This is a genomic window from Leptogranulimonas caecicola (genome assembly GCF_023168405.1).
Lineage (GTDB): Bacteria > Actinomycetota > Coriobacteriia > Coriobacteriales > Atopobiaceae > Leptogranulimonas > Leptogranulimonas caecicola.
Genome location: NZ_AP025285.1, coordinates 567,119 through 582,799, shown reverse-complemented (window position 1 = coordinate 582,799; position 15,681 = coordinate 567,119). Strand labels below are relative to the sequence as shown.

Sequence of the window (15,681 nt, the reverse complement as noted above, 5' to 3'; positions counted from 1 at the left end):
AACCGTTGGCCCCTAATATGCGCATATTCGCGCGTTATGAGCATTTCTGCGCAATAATGGTCATCGAAGGACGCCCGGGCAGCCAAAGCGCAAAACGCCAGCCCTTGCACCCTCGGGCTCCCTCGCTTTTTTGACCATCCTCTTCCCTGGAGGTTCCCATGGATCAAGCCAACGCCCCTTTAGACGCCGCCCAAGCCGCTGACGCCGCCTTTGCCCGCGCGAAAGAGAAGCCCTTCCCCACCTCTGAAGTCTTTACTGCCCCTGAGCTTAGGTGGGCAGTGATTGGCTGCGGCGTCATCGCCAACCAGATGGCAGAATCGCTGGCATTGGCTGGCCGCACCATCCACGGCGTCGCCAATCGCACCCGCGCCAAGGCTGAGGCCTTTGCCGAGCGCTATGGTGTCAAGCGCATCTATGACAGCTGTGAGGAGCTCTATCGGGACCCTGAGGTAGACGCCATCTACATCACCACCCCGCACAACACCCACATCCACTATCTTCGCGACGCGCTGGCAGCCGGCAAGCACGTGCTCTGCGAGAAGGCCATCACGCTCAACAGCACCGAGCTGGACGAGGCCCGCGCTCTCGCTCAGGCCAACGGTGTGCAGCTGGTGGATGCCACCACCATTTGGCATATGCCCCTCTACCATGAGTTGGTCCGCCGCGCCCAGGAGGGCGAGTTTGGCCCCCTCAACCTGGTACAGGCCTCCTTTGGCAGCTACAAGGAGTACGGCGACCTCACCAACCGCTTCTACAACCCCAAGCTGGCCGGCGGCGCCATGCTCGACATCGGCGTCTATGCCCTGACCTTTGCCCGCACCTTCATGAGTTCCAACCCCACAGAGCTGGTGTCTTTGGGCAACCTGGCCTCCACTGGCGTTGATGAGGCAGGCGGCATCGTGGCCCGCAACGCCGAGCAGCAGCTGGCCGTAGTAAGCCTGTCGCTCCACTCCAAGCAGCCCAAGCGCGCCGTGGCATCCTTTGACAAGTGCTACATCCAGGTGGACAGCTATCCCCGCGCCGACGAGGCCACCATCGTGTGGACTGTCGACGGCCGCCAGGAGACCGTCAAGTGCGGCGAGGAGGCCTACGCCCTCTGCTACGAGATCGCCGATCTGGAGCGTGCCGTGGCCGGCGACGAGGCTTGCCGCGCCATCACCTCCAAGGCAGCCGACGTCATGGACCTCATGACCGCCCTGCGTGCCAGCTGGGGCGTTGTCTACCCCGAGGAGCGCTGAGCATGATCGCCCGCCAGCGCCATGACCTCATCGTCGAGGCGGTCAAGCGCGCCGGCACCGTCACCGTGCCAGAGCTGGCCGAGTCCTTCAATATCAGTCAGTCAACCATTCGCCGAGACTTAGAAAAGCTGGACGCCGCCGGCCGCCTGATGAAGGTCCACGGAGGCGCGGTGAGCCTGGAGGACGAGCACGTGCGCCGCGACCTCACGTTGCCCGAGCGCGCAGAGCTCCATACTGCCGAGAAGCTCTCCATCGTGCGCTATGCGGCCTCCTTGGTGGGTCCTGACGACTTCGTCTACATCGACGCAGGCACCACCTGTCGTGCCCTGGTAGATGTTTTGCAGGAACGCTCGGCCACCTACGTCACCGACTCGTTGGGCACCGCCCTGGCCCTTTGCGACCGCGGCTTTTCCACCATCGTGCTGGGCGGCCAGGTGAAAAACGCTACCGAGGCCGTCATTGGCCCCGAGGCCGTCGACGCCCTCTCCCGCTTCCACTTCTCTTTAGGCTTCTGGGGCACCAACGGCATCGACCTTGCCCAAGGCTTCACCACCGTGGAGCGCCAAGAAGCTCAAATAAAAGCGCTATCCATGGCGCAGACCCAGGCATCAGGCCGTTACGTGATCTGCGATGCCACTAAATTCGACCGCATCGCCCCCATCTCTTTTGCGCCCATTGATTTTGCTCACGTGCTTACCAACGATATCCCCGCTGCTTATCGTGATCTTGATTCGATGTTCGTCGTCGCAGGTTAGAGGCTATGGGGCCTCGCTCTGAGGCCCCATAGCCCATCCTTTACGTTCCAGCCCGCGAGCCTTGGGTTTCTCGGCAAAGGCCTGAGTCTCTCTGCCACCAACCCTCTCTCTTCCTCGCGCAGACCTTCCCATCTTGGGCATACTAAAGAGGTTGTCAGACACTGTGCTGGCAGCCTCTTTTCATGGTTAGGAGCCATACATGGCAGACAAGTACGCAGCCAAAGAAGCTGCCGAGAAGGCCGCCCGCCAACATGCCCCCTCGTCTAAGAAGCCTCGGGGAGCCAATCCCAAAGCGGCGCCCAAACCCATAGTGCTCATCGCGGGGCTGGGAAACCCAGGGGCAGAGTATGCCCAAAGCAGGCACAACTCCGGCTTTCAGGTGGTGGATCTTTTGGCCCAGCGTTGGGGCGCCGGTTACTGGAAGCAGCAGCTGGGCTCGCTTGCCTGCAAGGCCACCATCGAGGGCGCGCAGGTGGTGCTGGCCAAGCCCCAGTCATACATGAATGTGTGCGGAGGGCCGGTGGCAAAACTGCTGGCTCAGCTCAAAGCCGCTCCGGAGCAACTGCTTGTGGTCCACGACATGCTGGATATCCCCGCCGGCACGGTGAAGTACAAGCTCGATGGAGGTCTGGACGGCCATAACGGCCTGCGCTCCATCGCGGCCAAGCTCAAAACCCGCGACTTCAAGCGGATGCAAGTGGGCATTGGCCGACCTCCCGGACGCATGGATCCCGGGGTCTTCGTGCTCAAGCAGCTCAAGGGCAAAGACCGGCAAGCCCAGCAAGACGTGGTGGCCCTGGCGGCCGACGAGATCGAGCGCGTGCTGCGCGAGCAGGCTGCGAAGTAAGCACTTAACCAACCCACTAAATTGCGCAATATACAGCAACCTAATACCTAAGATCCTATTTTGGGTATTAGGTTGCTGTATTAGTATTTATGTTTTACATACCTTATATATATTAATATTATTATATAATTCCGCATTCTATCCATTTTTGTCTCTACCATTGACACCCCCCCATTCAGATATTTTTCTGTCAATGTTCTGAATATTTTCTGGACAAATTGTTGGAAGAGAAAATAAGTTTCCTAAGTATGAGGGGGCATAATGAAAATCGCGGGAAAAGAAATCAACAATAAATTAATCATAGTTGTCGTAGTGGTACTCCTACTGGCAGCTATTGGTTCCGGAGGTAAAAACAACTCGGCAAGCTCCTCAAGCAAGTCAAACGAGACTCCTCAAGCCGCAGCAACAACCAGCAAAAGCGAAGATACCAGCAGCACTAAGAAAGAGAAGAAACCAGAAAAGCCCACGGTAGACAAGAAAACTCTCGAAGGTGTAGTGACAAATGCATCCAGCCTTCCAAACGAAAACTATACCGATGAGAGTTGGGCAGCCTTCCAAACGGCACTTCAAACAGCCCAAGCTACTGTAGACGATGAGAATGCCACTCAAGACCAGGTTGACAGCGCAAGGACAGCACTCACGGATGCTATCTCGGCACTTCAGGAAAAGCCTAAGACTCCTGAGGATTATCAGGTAATTGCTTACGAAGATTTAGCACGTGACCCCGATTCCTATACTGGCCAAGATATTAAAATAACTGGTAGGGTTCTACAGGTTCTAGAAGGTGATACTGAAACCACCCTTCGCGTGGCAACGAGCGGCAACTACGATGATGTCGTAATGGTTGGATTTGATCCTACAATTCTCAACGGCACTCGTGTTCTAGAAGAGGACAATGTAACTGTGTGCGGTACGTATATTGGAATCTATAAATATCAATCCGCAATTGGAACTACGATTAGTGTTCCCGGACTCTATGGCGAGCTTGTCACCATTAACTAACTAGCTTCCACTGAATAATTAACTACTCTTCTAATACTAGGCTCTGTCCACAAGTTATCAAGGCTTGTGAACAGAGCCTTTAATTACAATAAATGGGAAGCCTATATCTTACAAAGCGGGCCTGCCATGTCTAACATCGTCCTCGTCGACTCCCCTACACATCCGCTGCCTGTACCTGCGAATTTATTGCTTAGCTCGCAGCTCATTCGCTATCAGGTGGACGAGTGGGAGGACGCCCTTACCCCTTGGCCTGCCCCTGCGCTTTTTGCGGGTGGGCCTCCCTTTGGCGGCCAGGCGACCTCCACGTTAGCCGCTATCGAACGATCGCTTCCCACCAACGAGCCCGTCACCCTTTGCGGCTACTCGCTGGGCGGTCTCTTCGCCCTCTGGGCTTTCATGTCCAGCGCGCGTTTCTGTGCCGCTGCCAGCCTCTCTGGATCGCTTTGGTATCCCGGCTGGCTGAACTGGCTCACCGCTCACCCACGCGACCTCTCTGGATGTGGGGCGTTTCTCGGCCTGGGCTCCAAAGAGGCCAAAGGCCCTCGTCCCCTCATGCGCACGGTGGATGTAGCTACCGATAAAACCCGGCAACTATTGGCAGGCTATGGCGCTAAGACTGCATTTCGCTCCTTTGCCGGAGGCCATACCCACCACATGGAAGAGCGGCTGAGTTGGGGTCTAGAGCAGATTGATAGGTTTTTGAATAGATAATGTACTAGAAATTAGGCTGCCGACATCAAGCGTTTCTTGGCGAGACCGGCTTTTGGGCGCGTGCGAGGCTTTTTTGTTCGAGCGCCGAGTTTTCCATGAGTGGCGAGCTTTTGAGCTGGCAACCCAGTTCTACTCCCCAGGTATGACTGGATAAGTCATGCAAACCCGGTCCTGCCCTATGGGTTGGACCGATCACAGATCAGAGATCTTTGCATCAAAACCTCTAGATCCTGCATGTTTCCATAATCATGCAAAACGGGAGTGACCCACCGCAGTGGATCACTCCCGTTCTCATAGCGCGTGCATGCGCAAATAGGCTGCTAACGGCTACTCGGCGTCGTCGCCCAGCAGGGTCTTGGCAATGGAGGCAGCGGCCTGCTTGCCGGCGCCCATGGCCAAAATGACGGTAGCGGCACCGGTGACGATGTCGCCGCCAGCCCAGACCTTGGGGTTGGAGGTCTTGCCGTCTTCGTCAGCCTCGATGTAGCCCCACTTGTTGAGGTCTACATCGGCAGCCATGTTGGCAAAGGGGTTGGCATTGGTGCCGATGGCGGTGACTGCCACGTCGCAGGGAAGCTCGAACTCGCTGCCCTCGACGCGCACCGGACGACGGCGGCCGGACTCGTCGGGCTCGCCCAGCTCCATGCGCTCCAGCTTGACCTTGGCCACAAAGCCGTCCTCGCCTGCCTCGAACTCCAGCGGGGAGACGAGCTCCATCACGCGGACGCCCTCCTCCTTAGCGTGGTGCAGCTCGGCCACACGGGCAGGCATCTCCTTCTCAGTGCGGCGGTAAGCCAAGGTCACGGAGTCGGCGCCCAGACGCAGCGCGGTGCGGGCGGCATCCATGGCCACGTTGCCGCCGCCAAAGACCACGACGTTCTTGCCGTGCTTGATGGGGGTGTCAAAGACGAGGAAGTCCATGGCCTTCATGAGGTTCACGCGGGTGAGGTACTCGTTGGCACAGAAGACGCCGGGGAGGTTCTCACCGGGGATGTTCAAGAACTTGGGCAGGCCGGCGCCCACAGCCATGTACATGGCGTCGTAGCCCATGTCGTTGAAGAACTCGTCGCCGTCGTAGAGGCGGCCCACCACGGCGTCGTACTCGAACTTGACGCCTAGGTCCTTGAGGCCGTCGATCTCACGCTTGACGATGGCCTTGGGCAGACGGAACTCGGGGATGCCATAGGTAAGCACGCCGCCGCCGGTCTGGAAGGCCTCGTAGACGGTGACATCAAAGCCTTCGCGCGCCAGCGCGCCGGCGCAGGCGATGCCAGAGGGGCCAGAACCCACTACGGCCACCTTCTTGCCGTTGGCAGGCTTGCATACGGGAGTGGCGCCTACAGACTCGGTCATGTCACCCAAGAAGCGCTCCAGCTGGCCAATGGCGATGGGATCGTTGCCGGTGCGATTGAGGATGCAGTTGCCTTCGCACTGGTTTTCCTGGGGGCACACGCGGCCGCAGACGGAGGGAAGCATGTTGGACTCGCGGATGGTGGCTAGGCCGCCGGCGAAATCCTCCTCGCGGATCTGACGGATGAACGTAGGGATGTCGATGCCCACAGGGCAGCCCTTCACGCACATGGGCTTTTTGCAGTCCAGGCAGCGATTGGCCTCTTCCAGAGCGTCCTCGGTGGTATAGCCGGTATCTACAGGCTCGAAGTTCTTAGCGCGAACCTCGGCAGGCACCTCATTGGCCGGCACGCGCGGATCCTTGTTGTTCGCGCGGTACTTTCCGTTTACGAGTGGCATTTGCAACCCCCCTCATGAGCGTGCTCGAGAGCCACGTGCTCCTCGGCACGGTAGGAACCCTGACGAGCGGCCAGGTCGGCCCAGTCCACCTGAGTGGCATCAAAGTCAGGACCGTCCACGCAGGCGAACTTGGTCTTTCCGCCCACGGTGACGCGGCAGCAGCCGCACATGCCGGTGCCGTCTACCATGATGGGGTTGAGGCTGGCGGTGATGGGCATGTCGTACTTCTCGCAGGTAAGGGCAGAGAACTTCATCATGGGCACAGGGCCTACGGCAAAGACCTGGTCGATGGCATGGTCCTCGCAGAGACGCTCCAGCGGGGCGGTGACGACGCCCTTCTCGCCCTCAGAGCCGTCGTCGGTGGTGATGATGAGATTCTCCAGCGGCAGCTCGCGGAACTGCTCGGTCAGGATGAGCAGGTCTTTGGTGCGGGCGCCCATGATGACGGTGACCTTGTTGCCAGCGTCCACCAGAGCACGGGCTACGGGATAAGCGATGGCTAGGCCCACACCGCCGCCAATGACGCACCAGTTGCCCGGCTTCATCTCGGTGGGCTGGCCCAGAGGACCGGTGACATCCAGGATGGAGTCGCCCGCCTGAAGCTGAGACAAGTCCTCAGTGGTCTTGCCAATGACCATGAAGATGAACTCGATCCAGCCCTCCTCAGGATTCCAGTCTGCGAAGGTGAAGGGCACGCGCTCGCCGTGCTCATCGGTGCGCACCATCAAAAATTGGCCGGCGTGAGCCTTCTTGGCCATTTGTGGCGCATGCACACGGAACTTAAACACCTTCTCCGAGTACTGCGTCTTTTCGAGGATTTCGAACATGCAATCTCCTCTCTCTTCCTCGATGCCTTCTCTGCATAAAAAGAGGCGACGACCCAAGGCATCGCCCCAACGCACGCATGCATCCCAAACCCACCCGAGGCGGCAGGATGTCATTTGCGATCTGTGCTTAAGTTTACCGCAAAGCCAACAGGCGGCTTGCCACAATGAACGGAGAGCCCCTCATTATCAACAGGCAATGGGTTGGCATGCTCAAAAAAACCTGGTGCCTCCCAAGGGATGCTTCACCGGCGCCCACAAGAACCGCCTTTGTGCCTAAAGCCCCTCCATGGGCGCATAGTCCACCAGCCGCACCTCATGGGCGTCTTGCTCCAGCGTCGCCTGCCACAACTCCACCCCCGCAGCCCGCGCCCCAGCGACACCAGCCACCACTTCGTCGTAGGTGGTGCCGTGGTAAAAGTGGAACCCATGGTTTTGATAGTACATGCAATACAAAATGATGGCTCGCTCATGGGTCTCCATGGATCGGGCAAGTTCCTCTAAATGCCGCAGCGCGCGATCGGTGGAGGAGAATTTAGGCTGGGGCAGCCGTGCCACAGACGCAGGGACTTCGCATTCCAGCTGCCTTAACGGCGTCTTTACTTCTAGGTAGAGATCCTCGTCGATCAAAAAGTCCAGCCGAGAAGAGCCCACCTTCACCTCTCGGCGCACCGACTCCGGATGGGGCGCCAACTGCCCGAAGGCTCCAGTGCGCAAAAAGTGCTCGATGTAGCGGTTCGAGGCAGTCTGATTGAGCCCCACCCAGCGTTTGAAGGGTTTCTCTGGCTCATCGAAGGAGAGCGCCTCCACGGTATGGGCGAACTTGCGAGAAGGATTGTCGCTTGCCGAGAAAAGACAGGGCCTGCCAGCCGTATCGATATCCCCTATGCGAGTCACCACAGGGCAGTGGGCACGAAAGACCTCGCCATTGGCCTCGACATCCATGATGAAGCGGTTGGGCCTGCCTAAGATGACGCCCTCTAAAAGAGGTGGCGCGAAGCGATAGGGTTGCAACACCGCAGGTTTCATAGGGGCGCTCCTCACAGCGTGCGCAAGAAGGACGGCAGGCACTTCCAAAGAGCCTTCCCAAAAAGCCTCAGATCGTCTCAAAAATCACGGGATTTGCTAAGCTTCTGTCCCATAATGAACAGAAGGTCAGCCAAACGCCAACCCTAGGGGGCATCTGTGGAGGTTCTTGAAGAGCGCATCCGCCGTGACGGCATCGTCCGCGAGGGCAACATCCTCAAGGTCGACAGCTTCCTCAACCACCAGTGCGATACCGAACTCTACGAGGAGCTCGGAGCCGAGTGGGCGCGCTTGTTCGCAGGCTGCCCTGTAGACAAGATCCTCACCATCGAGTCCTCGGGCATCGGCCTTGCCTGCGTGGCAGCCCGGCACTTTGGCAATGTACCGGTGGTCTTTGCCAGAAAGACAGAGTCGCTCAACCTCGACGGCAGCCAATACCGCACCCATATCGTGAGCTACACCAAGAAACGCGAGTACGACGTCATCGTAGCGAAGCGCTTCATCCAAAAAGGCGAGCATGTGCTTATCATCGACGACTTTTTGGCCATGGGCTGCGCCCTCAACGGCCTTTTGGAGATCTGCCAGGATGCGGGCGCCATCGTCGAGGGCATAGGCATCGCCATCGAGAAGGGCTTCCAACCAGGCGGCCAGAGCCTTCGCGAGCGAGGCTATCACCTGGAGTCGCTGGCCATAGTGCAGTCCATGGACCCTGCCACAGGCGCTATCGAGTTTGCCTAAACGGAGGCCTGAGGGGCAGAATGCCGCAGCGGGAGCCTACCAAAGATCGAGAAAGCCACGTGCCCCTGAAAAGGCACGTGGCTTTTATCGGCCAGAATTGGCGCAAGAGCCCTACTCCACGCTCACCAGCTCGATCTCGAAGTTCAGGGGCTTTCCTGCTAATTCCGGGTTGGCGTCGGCGGTGATAGTGCCGTCATTGATGGCAGTTACCGTAGCTGTACCGGTGGTCCCGTTGCTGCCGGTGAAGGTCAGGCGGTCCCCTACTTGCAGCTGGTCGCCATCGCGCACATCGGCCTGGGGGATCTCGAAGACCAGCGACTCGTCGCGCTCCCCGTAGGCCTCGGAGGGCTCCAGGTGCACGGTCTTTTTCTCTCCCACCTTCATGCCCTCGACCGCAGAGTCAAAGCCGCTGATCATCTGACCGGCCCCCACAGTGAACTCCAGAGGAGTGCCGCGGTCGTAAGAACTGTCGAACTTGGTGCCGTCATCCAAGGTGCCCGTGTAGTGCACCTTGACTTTGTCGCCCTTGGCGGCCTGGGTCTTGGCCTCAGAAGGCTCTTGGGTAGCCGCCTCGGAAGCGTTGCTTTGCTCGGTGGTGGCAGCCTGCCCAGAGCAACCTGTCAGTGCCACAAGAGACGCCAGCGCCAGCGCACAGGCGCAGCGCGCCACAGTGTGAGTCATAGAAATCCTCCTTTAAAGAAAGCTTGGATTCCCATGGTAAATGAGCGTCTGAGATTTCGCAGAGACAAACACCGATATGTCATGAGGGCGTGGGCGCCCTGGGAGAGGATGCGTCTTGGGTCGGAGGCGCGCCCTAGATCCAGAGGGCGACAGCGCAGCTAAGCGGAGCGACCCGTCGCTTCTTCCAAGTACTTCACCCACTCGTCAGCCACCTGGCGGCAGTCTGCCACTGCACCTGCTTGGGCCACAGAGAAGATAGGGGCGTCGGGGTCTTCGTTGACCGCAATGACCGTCTTTGCCCCCGAGATGCCCGCCAGATGCTGGATAGCTCCCGAGACGCCCATAGAGATGAGCACCCGCGGCGCCACCGAGACGCCCGTCTGCCCCACCTGGCTCTCATGGTCCATCCAGCCGGCTTCCACCACCGGGCGGGTGCAGGCCACCTGCCCTCCCAACAGCGCAGCCAAGCGTTCCATGGTAGGCAGCGCCTTCTTGTCGCGGATGCCGCGGCCTACCACCACGAGCACCTCTGCATCCGCGATGGAAGCACCTGAAGAGGCCGGCTCTTCTGAGAGCACTTGGATGCCTGGCACAGAAGAAGGGGCCGCTGTCAGATGATAGATGGTGCCGCAACGGCCCTTCTTCGGTTCCGGCCGAGAAAAAACACCTGGGCGCACTGTGGCCATCTGAGGCCTCGCAGCAGGGCTTGCGATAGTGGCCAGCAAGTTGCCGCCAAAGGCTGGGCGGGTTTGCAGCAACAAGCCCTCTTTATCGAGCGCCAACTGGGTGCAGTCGGCCGTCAGGCCGCAGGAAAGCTCCCGAGCCACCCGAGGCGCCACCTCGCGTCCCAGATCGGTAGCCCCAAAGAGCACCGCCTCGGGCTTGAACTGCTGGATGACCTGAGCCACCGCTTGCCCGATAGCTGCTCCATCGGGGATGGCGAAGGCGGGATCCTCCAGCACCAGCACCTCATCGGCACCGGCATCTATAAGCGGCGCATAACCTCCGGTGCACTGGCATCCCGGCTGCAACCCGGAGATCACCAGCACGCGCAAAGAGCAGCCGCGCTCGTGTGCCAGGTCGCGAGCCACCCCCACCAACTCATAGGCCACCGGCAGCGGAGTTGCGCTCTTATCGGTTTGAGCCACCACCATCATGCCGCTCCACGCGGAGAGGTCGGCAGAAGCGCGAGAAGTCTCGCGGCAGACGGCGCCTTTGGGGCACGCATCGACGCACAGGCCGCAGGCTATGCAATTCTCGGTAATGGAAGCGCGGCGGTTCTCCACCTTCACGCCGTCGTTGGCGCACACCCGCACGCAGAGGCCGCAGCCTATGCACAGATCCTGATCTATCCTAATGACTGCCATGGGATCTAGGCCCCCTCTGACTGGTCGACGATGGCGCCGAGCTGCTCGGCGATCTGGGCCGGGCTGCCGGCGAGGAACTGGCAGGCCCCGCTGGCCTCCGGCACGCAGCAGCGCACAACCTGCGTGGGCGAGCCCTCGAGGCCGCATTGGGCAAGATCGGCGCCCAATTGGGCGGCGCCACGCACCTCTACCTGGATCTTTTGGGCTTCGAGCACCCCTGTGACTGAGGGCATGCGCAGGGTGGCCGCGTCTTTGTCCACGGTCACCACGCAGGGAAGCGGCACTCCTACGCGCTTTTTCTCGCCATCGAAAACCTGGCTTACCACCAGGCCTGCCTCTGCAAGCGTGGCGCGGGTCATCTGCGAAGAAGGTGCCATCTCTACCGAGAGGGCACCGGTTACGCAGGGCCAGCCGCGGCCTGCCGCCACCTCGGAGCCGATCTGGGCTGTGTCGCCATCCACCGCCATCTTGCCGCAGAGCACCAAGTCTTGATCGCCCAGCTCGCGAAGGCCCAGCTCCAGCGCATAGCTGGTAGCCAGGGTGTCGCTGCCGGCAAAGGCGCGGTCGGAAAGCAGCAGGGCCCGAGTGGCGCCGCGAGCAACGGCGTCGCGCAGCAGATCGGCCGTAGCCGGGATTCCCATGGAAAGCACCGAGATCGCCACCGGCACCCCCTCCCCCTCAAGCTGAGCTTTGAGCTTTAAGGCCAGCTCAAGGGCGGCGGTGTCGTAGGGGTTGAGCACCGCGGCTCCCCCGTCGCGCACGATGGTGTGGGTCACGGGATCCATGGCCACCTCGGTGGAGGCCGGGACCGCCTTCATCAATACGGCTACCGAGAAGGGCGCGCCTTCCCAGGTCGTCTGCTTGTCAAAGCTCACGGAATCCTCCTTGGAGGGGCGGACGGGTTCGCAGGACATGGCTAGCATCCCTTAGGAGGGGCGCCTTGGAGTGCCGCTTCTTCTTGAAGAAGCTCGAGGCTAAAGAGGGTGCCCTGGCCAAAGAGCCCCTCGGGATCCAGTGCCAATTTGGTGCGGGCCATGGCCCGCACGCCCTCAAGGCCATACATGGGCATCAAAAAGTCGCGCTTAATCTTGCCTACGCCATGCTCGGCAGAGACGGCGCCGCCCATAGCAGAGACCTCTTTGGCCCAAAGCGCCAGCAGGTCTTTGGCTTGATGCCATTGGGCCTCGTTGTGAGGCAGCAGGTTCACATGGAGGTGATTGTCGCCAATGTGGCCCCAAGCAGCGCTTTGAAGGCCCGACGCCTGGATGGTAGAGCGATAGAGCTCCATGACCTGGCGCAGCTTGCCCCGAGGCACGCTCATGTCGCTGCCCACCTTGGTGACGGCGGGGTCTTTGGCACGGTAGCTGTCGATAAGCATGTTCACTGACTCCGGCACTGCATGGCGGAAGAAGCGCTGGCGCTCGCGGTCGGCAGCCATGGTGCCCACCCAGCTCAAGTCCGGCTGTGCCCCCACGGATTCCATGGCTTCCGAGATCTTAGCCACTGCCTCCACCATTTGGTCGTGGTCAGAGGCCGCCAGCTCGCAGTAGACGCAGACGCGCTCCTGGCAGAGCAGCTCCGGCAAGGAGCTGAAGGCTGGGTCCTGTGCGCGTTGGGCTCGCAGGATGTCGAGGGCGTCGCCATCGAAGTATTCCAGGGCCACTATGGCGTCTTTCAACACAGAAGGCCCAGCTTCCAAGGCCACGGGTTTCTCGGCAGCGGGAACGTAGGCAGGCGCCGCCGCAGCCTCTTGGAGCAGCTCCACAAAGGAGAGGGCAGCGTCCTCTGCAGAAAAGAAGCAGTTGACGCCCCAGATAAGGGCGGGTACCGGCAAAAGGTCGCAGGTAAGCTGGGTGATGACGCCCAGGGTGCCGTCGGAGCCAATGATGAGATCCACGGCGTCCATAGCAGGCGAGGCAAAGTAACCGCTGGCACATTTGGCCTGGGGCATCTCATAAGTGGGCACGGGAATCTCAAGGGTCGCGCCGCTTTGGGTGGGAAGGGCAAGGATGCCGTCTTGAGCTTGTACCTGGCCGCGCACGAGGTCGATGACGTCGCCTGTGGCTGTCACCAGGCGCAGGCCCGAGATATGGGGGCGCACCGGGCCATAGCGAAAGGAGCGGGCGCCAGAGGCATTGCAGGCCGCCATGCCTCCTAGGCAAGCCGAGGTCTCTGTGGGATCGGTAGGAAAAAACTGCGCCGGCGCCGCCTTGAAGGCCTCCAGGGCATCCAGGGAGTCTTGGCTCCAGCCGGTGGTATCGAAGCTTTTGCGCTCCAAGTCTCGGCGCAGGTCTTGGAGCACCACACCCGGCTGCACCTGCACGGAGAAGCTGCCGTCGCCATGGCTCATGAGCCCTGTAACCCTATTCATGCGGCTGGTGTTGAGCACGGTGCCACTATAGGGCACCGCACCGGCGGCCAGCCCCGTACGAGCGCCTTGAACGGTGATGGGGCCGCTCGCTTCCCGGCGTACTTGGCACACCACCTCGACGACTTCTGCCTCAGAGACAGGAAACGCGATGGCCTGGGCGGTACCGTGGGTTCTTGACTCATCTGCCAGATACCCCACCAAAGTCTCGTCCATGGGCTTGAGGGCCGCCATAGCCAAACCTCCTGGGTCGCAAGGGTTAAGGAGGCGGCCGGACCCTTGCCGCACCAGCGCGAGAGATCCCAGCCTACCTCATAGTGCTACCTAGCCTAGGGACTCTTAGTTGCCGAGGAGTTACCAAGTGTTACCAAGTCGCACACCGCGAGCCAAGCCAGCCTTAAAGACGTCCTGCGACAGCCGCCGAACTGCCGCATCTCAAGCCCTCTTGTGAGCCAGGGGTCCTCATCGGGCGCCTACAAAAAAAGCCGGCCCCCTTCAGGAGACCGGCCCCAAGGATCAGGTGAACGAGCAGCGAAGACCGACTAGTCCTCAACCTCCACCAGCTCAAGGTCGAAGTTCAATGGCTTGCCTGCCAGGTCATGGTTGGCGTCCACGGTTACGGCCTCGTCTGTGATCTTGGTGACCGTAGCGGGGATGGGCTGCCCGGCAGGGCCTTGCAAGAAGATCTTGGTGCCCTCAGAGAGCTGATCCACGTTGGGCACTTGATCGATGGGGAAATCGATGATGAGCTCAGGGCGCACGTCGCCGTAGGCCTCAGCGGGCTCCAGGTGGATGGTCTTCTTGTCGCCGGGCTCCATATCGATCACCGCGTCGTCGAACCCTTTGATCATCATGCCCGAGCCAGCCACAAACTCTATGGGCTCGTCGCGATCGTAGGAACTATCAAACTGCGTACCGTCATCTAGGGTGCCGCGATAATGTACTTTTACCTTTTTGCCTTCATTAGACATAGGATGTCCTTTCCTAAGGGAAGCGGATGAGTCTCCCGCCAGTGACACTAAAGGCTAGCCTACCCGCTTAAGAAAGACTCTGTCGCAGACTCTTCCAAACGGCAGGATTGCGACAGGGAACCCCGCAATCTCCTCGCTTCTTCCCTTGCCGAGAAGCCCCGCCGTCCCTCGCAGTGCGCCTGTGGGACGTCCCGGCTATCTGCGAGCTTTGAGAAGGGCGAAGATGCGCCCGTTGGAGCGCTTGACCATAGAGATGAAGTTGCCCTCTGCAATGGCCATGGAGACGTCTTTGCGGCGAATGGGGATGAGCATGAGCTGCATCATGGTTGAACGCGGACGGGCGAGCTCCACAGCCAGCTGAGCGCGAGGCGACATGATCATGGCGCTCACCTGAGCGCGGCGCTCCTCAGGGGTGAGGTCGCAGGCGGGATTGCACACATTCTCGATGCAGCCTATGAGGCGCTCGATATAGCGACGCTGCACCATCTCGACGCTGGCAGGGTCTGCAGCCAAATCCCAATGGTTATAGAGATCCAACATCCAGCTGTGCTCTTCTTCTCGCTTCTCATACATATTGGGGCGCCAGCGGGCGGTCTCAGATTCTGCCCGGCTACGAGAGAAGTGGTAATAGCAGCGGCTGGTGACCCCTACGCGCTCCACGTCCCGGATGTAGTCCAGCACAAAGGGGAAGTCATCCCAAAAGGTGGGGCGAAAGCGCAAGTGAAGCTCCTCGATGCGGCTGCGCAGGAAGAGCTTGTTCCAAGGCACATAGAGCAGGTTCTGGTCGAACAGGCGATAGGCTGCAGCTCTAAACGCCTTTTGGCTGGAGAAGACCACGTCGTCCACCGACTTCTCCTCTACCAGATGCTCGCCGGCATCGCCATAGTAGGTCTCGATGGTGAAGCCGGCGATCACCAGCTCCAGACCATGCTCCTCTGCCAGGGCCACCTCGTCGGCAAGCATGGTGGGCTCGACCCAGTCATCGCCATCGATAAAGTGCACATAGCGACCGCGGGCGCGATCCAAGGCCAGATTGCGGGCAGCGGGAGCGCCGCGGTTCTCAGTATGGATGACCTCGATGCGCCAGTCGCGAGATGCCAGGCGATCGAGGATCTCGCCAGAGCGATCTGTAGAGCCGTCATCGATGCAGAACAGCTCCCAATCAGACAAGGTCTGGTTTTGGATAGACTCCACGGCACGGGTGACATAGGACTCTATGTTGTACACCGGCATGATCACCGACACGCGGGGCTGCTTTGGCACCATAGGCGATCTCCTCCCCTCGCATCCTCGAACACGGCATCCGTTCACCCCACGATACCAGCCGATTTATACAAGAGTTTGATGCAGGCCAACCCTCACATCACATACACGCGACATCCAGGGAATGCCCATAAGGGAGTT

At 60.1% G+C, this 15,681-nt stretch carries 15 protein-coding genes; 6 read left to right on the top strand and 9 right to left on the bottom strand.

Going from position 1 to position 15,681, the window contains the following annotated elements:
• The first annotated feature begins 158 nt into the window (after positions 1–158).
• From OR601_RS02625 to OR601_RS02605, 5 genes are all read left to right on the top strand, one after another.
• Positions 159–1,238: a Gfo/Idh/MocA family protein gene (locus OR601_RS02625; RefSeq protein ID WP_265592102.1), complete on the top strand. Its 1,080-nt coding sequence runs from the start codon at positions 159–161 to the stop codon at positions 1,236–1,238.
• A 2-nt stretch (positions 1,239–1,240) separates the two neighbouring features.
• The gene (locus tag OR601_RS02620) at positions 1,241–1,993 is read left to right on the top strand and encodes a DeoR/GlpR family DNA-binding transcription regulator (RefSeq protein WP_265592101.1); all 753 of its coding nucleotides are present in this window, start codon (positions 1,241–1,243) and stop codon (positions 1,991–1,993) included.
• A gap of 199 nt (positions 1,994–2,192) precedes the next feature.
• Positions 2,193–2,840, top strand: a complete 648-nt coding sequence (gene pth / locus OR601_RS02615) for an aminoacyl-tRNA hydrolase (protein WP_265592100.1) — start codon at positions 2,193–2,195, stop codon at positions 2,838–2,840.
• A 261-nt stretch (positions 2,841–3,101) separates the two neighbouring features.
• Positions 3,102–3,842 (top strand): FIVAR domain-containing protein, encoded by a 741-nt coding sequence (locus OR601_RS02610; protein ID WP_136012422.1) that lies wholly within the window; start codon positions 3,102–3,104, stop codon positions 3,840–3,842.
• Positions 3,843–3,968: 126 nt separating this feature from the next.
• Positions 3,969–4,553, top strand: a complete 585-nt coding sequence (locus OR601_RS02605) for an alpha/beta hydrolase-fold protein (RefSeq protein ID WP_265592099.1) — start codon at positions 3,969–3,971, stop codon at positions 4,551–4,553.
• 327 nt (positions 4,554–4,880) lie between these two features.
• Here OR601_RS02605 and gltA read toward each other — a convergent pair whose 3' ends face one another.
• The 3 genes from gltA to OR601_RS02590 all read right to left on the bottom strand — a co-directional run bounded on the left by gltA (position 4,881) and on the right by OR601_RS02590 (position 8,155).
• Positions 4,881–6,302 carry an NADPH-dependent glutamate synthase gene (gene gltA / locus OR601_RS02600; protein ID WP_265592098.1) on the bottom strand — a complete coding sequence of 474 codons (1,422 nt, stop codon included), beginning with the start codon at positions 6,300–6,302 and terminating at the stop codon, positions 4,881–4,883.
• Positions 6,290–7,129, bottom strand: a complete 840-nt coding sequence (locus tag OR601_RS02595; protein WP_136012419.1) for a sulfide/dihydroorotate dehydrogenase-like FAD/NAD-binding protein — start codon at positions 7,127–7,129, stop codon at positions 6,290–6,292. The genes gltA and OR601_RS02595 overlap by 13 nt, the downstream gene beginning before the upstream one ends.
• 273 nt (positions 7,130–7,402) lie before the next feature.
• On the bottom strand, positions 7,403–8,155 hold the full coding sequence (locus OR601_RS02590; protein ID WP_136012418.1) for a DNA/RNA nuclease SfsA: 753 nt from the start codon (positions 8,153–8,155) through the stop codon (positions 7,403–7,405).
• A 156-nt stretch (positions 8,156–8,311) separates the two neighbouring features.
• Between OR601_RS02590 and OR601_RS02585 the strand changes: the two genes are divergently transcribed.
• Positions 8,312–8,890 (top strand): xanthine phosphoribosyltransferase, encoded by a 579-nt coding sequence (locus OR601_RS02585; RefSeq protein ID WP_136012417.1) that lies wholly within the window; start codon positions 8,312–8,314, stop codon positions 8,888–8,890.
• A 111-nt stretch (positions 8,891–9,001) separates the two neighbouring features.
• Here the strand turns inward: OR601_RS02585 and OR601_RS02580 are convergent, their stop codons facing one another.
• The 6 genes from OR601_RS02580 to OR601_RS02555 form a co-directional block, all read right to left on the bottom strand.
• Entirely contained in the window at positions 9,002–9,571 is a 570-nt protein-coding gene (locus tag OR601_RS02580) for an FKBP-type peptidyl-prolyl cis-trans isomerase (protein WP_136012416.1), read from the bottom strand.
• Positions 9,572–9,729: 158 nt separating this feature from the next.
• Positions 9,730–10,938 carry an FAD-binding protein gene (locus OR601_RS02575; protein ID WP_265592097.1) on the bottom strand — a complete coding sequence of 403 codons (1,209 nt, stop codon included), beginning with the start codon at positions 10,936–10,938 and terminating at the stop codon, positions 9,730–9,732.
• A 5-nt stretch (positions 10,939–10,943) separates the two neighbouring features.
• On the bottom strand, positions 10,944–11,813 hold the full coding sequence (locus OR601_RS02570) for an electron transfer flavoprotein subunit beta/FixA family protein (RefSeq protein ID WP_265592096.1): 870 nt from the start codon (positions 11,811–11,813) through the stop codon (positions 10,944–10,946).
• 41 nt (positions 11,814–11,854) lie between these two features.
• Positions 11,855–13,540, bottom strand: a complete 1,686-nt coding sequence (locus OR601_RS02565) for an FAD-binding oxidoreductase (RefSeq protein WP_265592095.1) — start codon at positions 13,538–13,540, stop codon at positions 11,855–11,857.
• Between the two features lie 308 nt (positions 13,541–13,848).
• Positions 13,849–14,277: an FKBP-type peptidyl-prolyl cis-trans isomerase gene (locus tag OR601_RS02560; RefSeq protein WP_136012412.1), complete on the bottom strand. Its 429-nt coding sequence runs from the start codon at positions 14,275–14,277 to the stop codon at positions 13,849–13,851.
• A 195-nt stretch (positions 14,278–14,472) separates the two neighbouring features.
• Positions 14,473–15,543, bottom strand: coding sequence for a glycosyltransferase family 2 protein (locus OR601_RS02555; protein WP_265592094.1), 1,071 nt, complete (start codon positions 15,541–15,543; stop codon positions 14,473–14,475).
• Positions 15,544–15,681: the final 138 nt, after the last annotated feature.

Excerpts from the sequence above, each read along its gene's own strand:
- OR601_RS02625 (WP_265592102.1), top strand. The coding sequence starts at position 159 with ATGGATCAAGCCAACGCCCCTTTAGACGCCGCCCAAGCCGCTGACGCC.
- OR601_RS02620 (WP_265592101.1), top strand. The coding sequence starts at position 1,241 with ATGATCGCCCGCCAGCGCCATGACCTCATCGTCGAGGCGGTCAAGCGC.
- pth (WP_265592100.1), top strand. The coding sequence starts at position 2,193 with ATGGCAGACAAGTACGCAGCCAAAGAAGCTGCCGAGAAGGCCGCCCGC.
- OR601_RS02610 (WP_136012422.1), top strand. The coding sequence starts at position 3,102 with ATGAAAATCGCGGGAAAAGAAATCAACAATAAATTAATCATAGTTGTC.
- OR601_RS02605 (WP_265592099.1), top strand. The coding sequence starts at position 3,969 with ATGTCTAACATCGTCCTCGTCGACTCCCCTACACATCCGCTGCCTGTA.
- gltA (WP_265592098.1), bottom strand. The coding sequence starts at position 6,302 with ATGCCACTCGTAAACGGAAAGTACCGCGCGAACAACAAGGATCCGCGC.
- OR601_RS02595 (WP_136012419.1), bottom strand. The coding sequence starts at position 7,129 with ATGTTCGAAATCCTCGAAAAGACGCAGTACTCGGAGAAGGTGTTTAAG.
- OR601_RS02590 (WP_136012418.1), bottom strand. The coding sequence starts at position 8,155 with ATGAAACCTGCGGTGTTGCAACCCTATCGCTTCGCGCCACCTCTTTTA.
- OR601_RS02580 (WP_136012416.1), bottom strand. The coding sequence starts at position 9,571 with ATGACTCACACTGTGGCGCGCTGCGCCTGTGCGCTGGCGCTGGCGTCT.
- OR601_RS02575 (WP_265592097.1), bottom strand. The coding sequence starts at position 10,938 with ATGGCAGTCATTAGGATAGATCAGGATCTGTGCATAGGCTGCGGCCTC.
- OR601_RS02565 (WP_265592095.1), bottom strand. The coding sequence starts at position 13,540 with ATGGCGGCCCTCAAGCCCATGGACGAGACTTTGGTGGGGTATCTGGCA.
- OR601_RS02560 (WP_136012412.1), bottom strand. The coding sequence starts at position 14,277 with ATGTCTAATGAAGGCAAAAAGGTAAAAGTACATTATCGCGGCACCCTA.
- OR601_RS02555 (WP_265592094.1), bottom strand. The coding sequence starts at position 15,543 with ATGGTGCCAAAGCAGCCCCGCGTGTCGGTGATCATGCCGGTGTACAAC.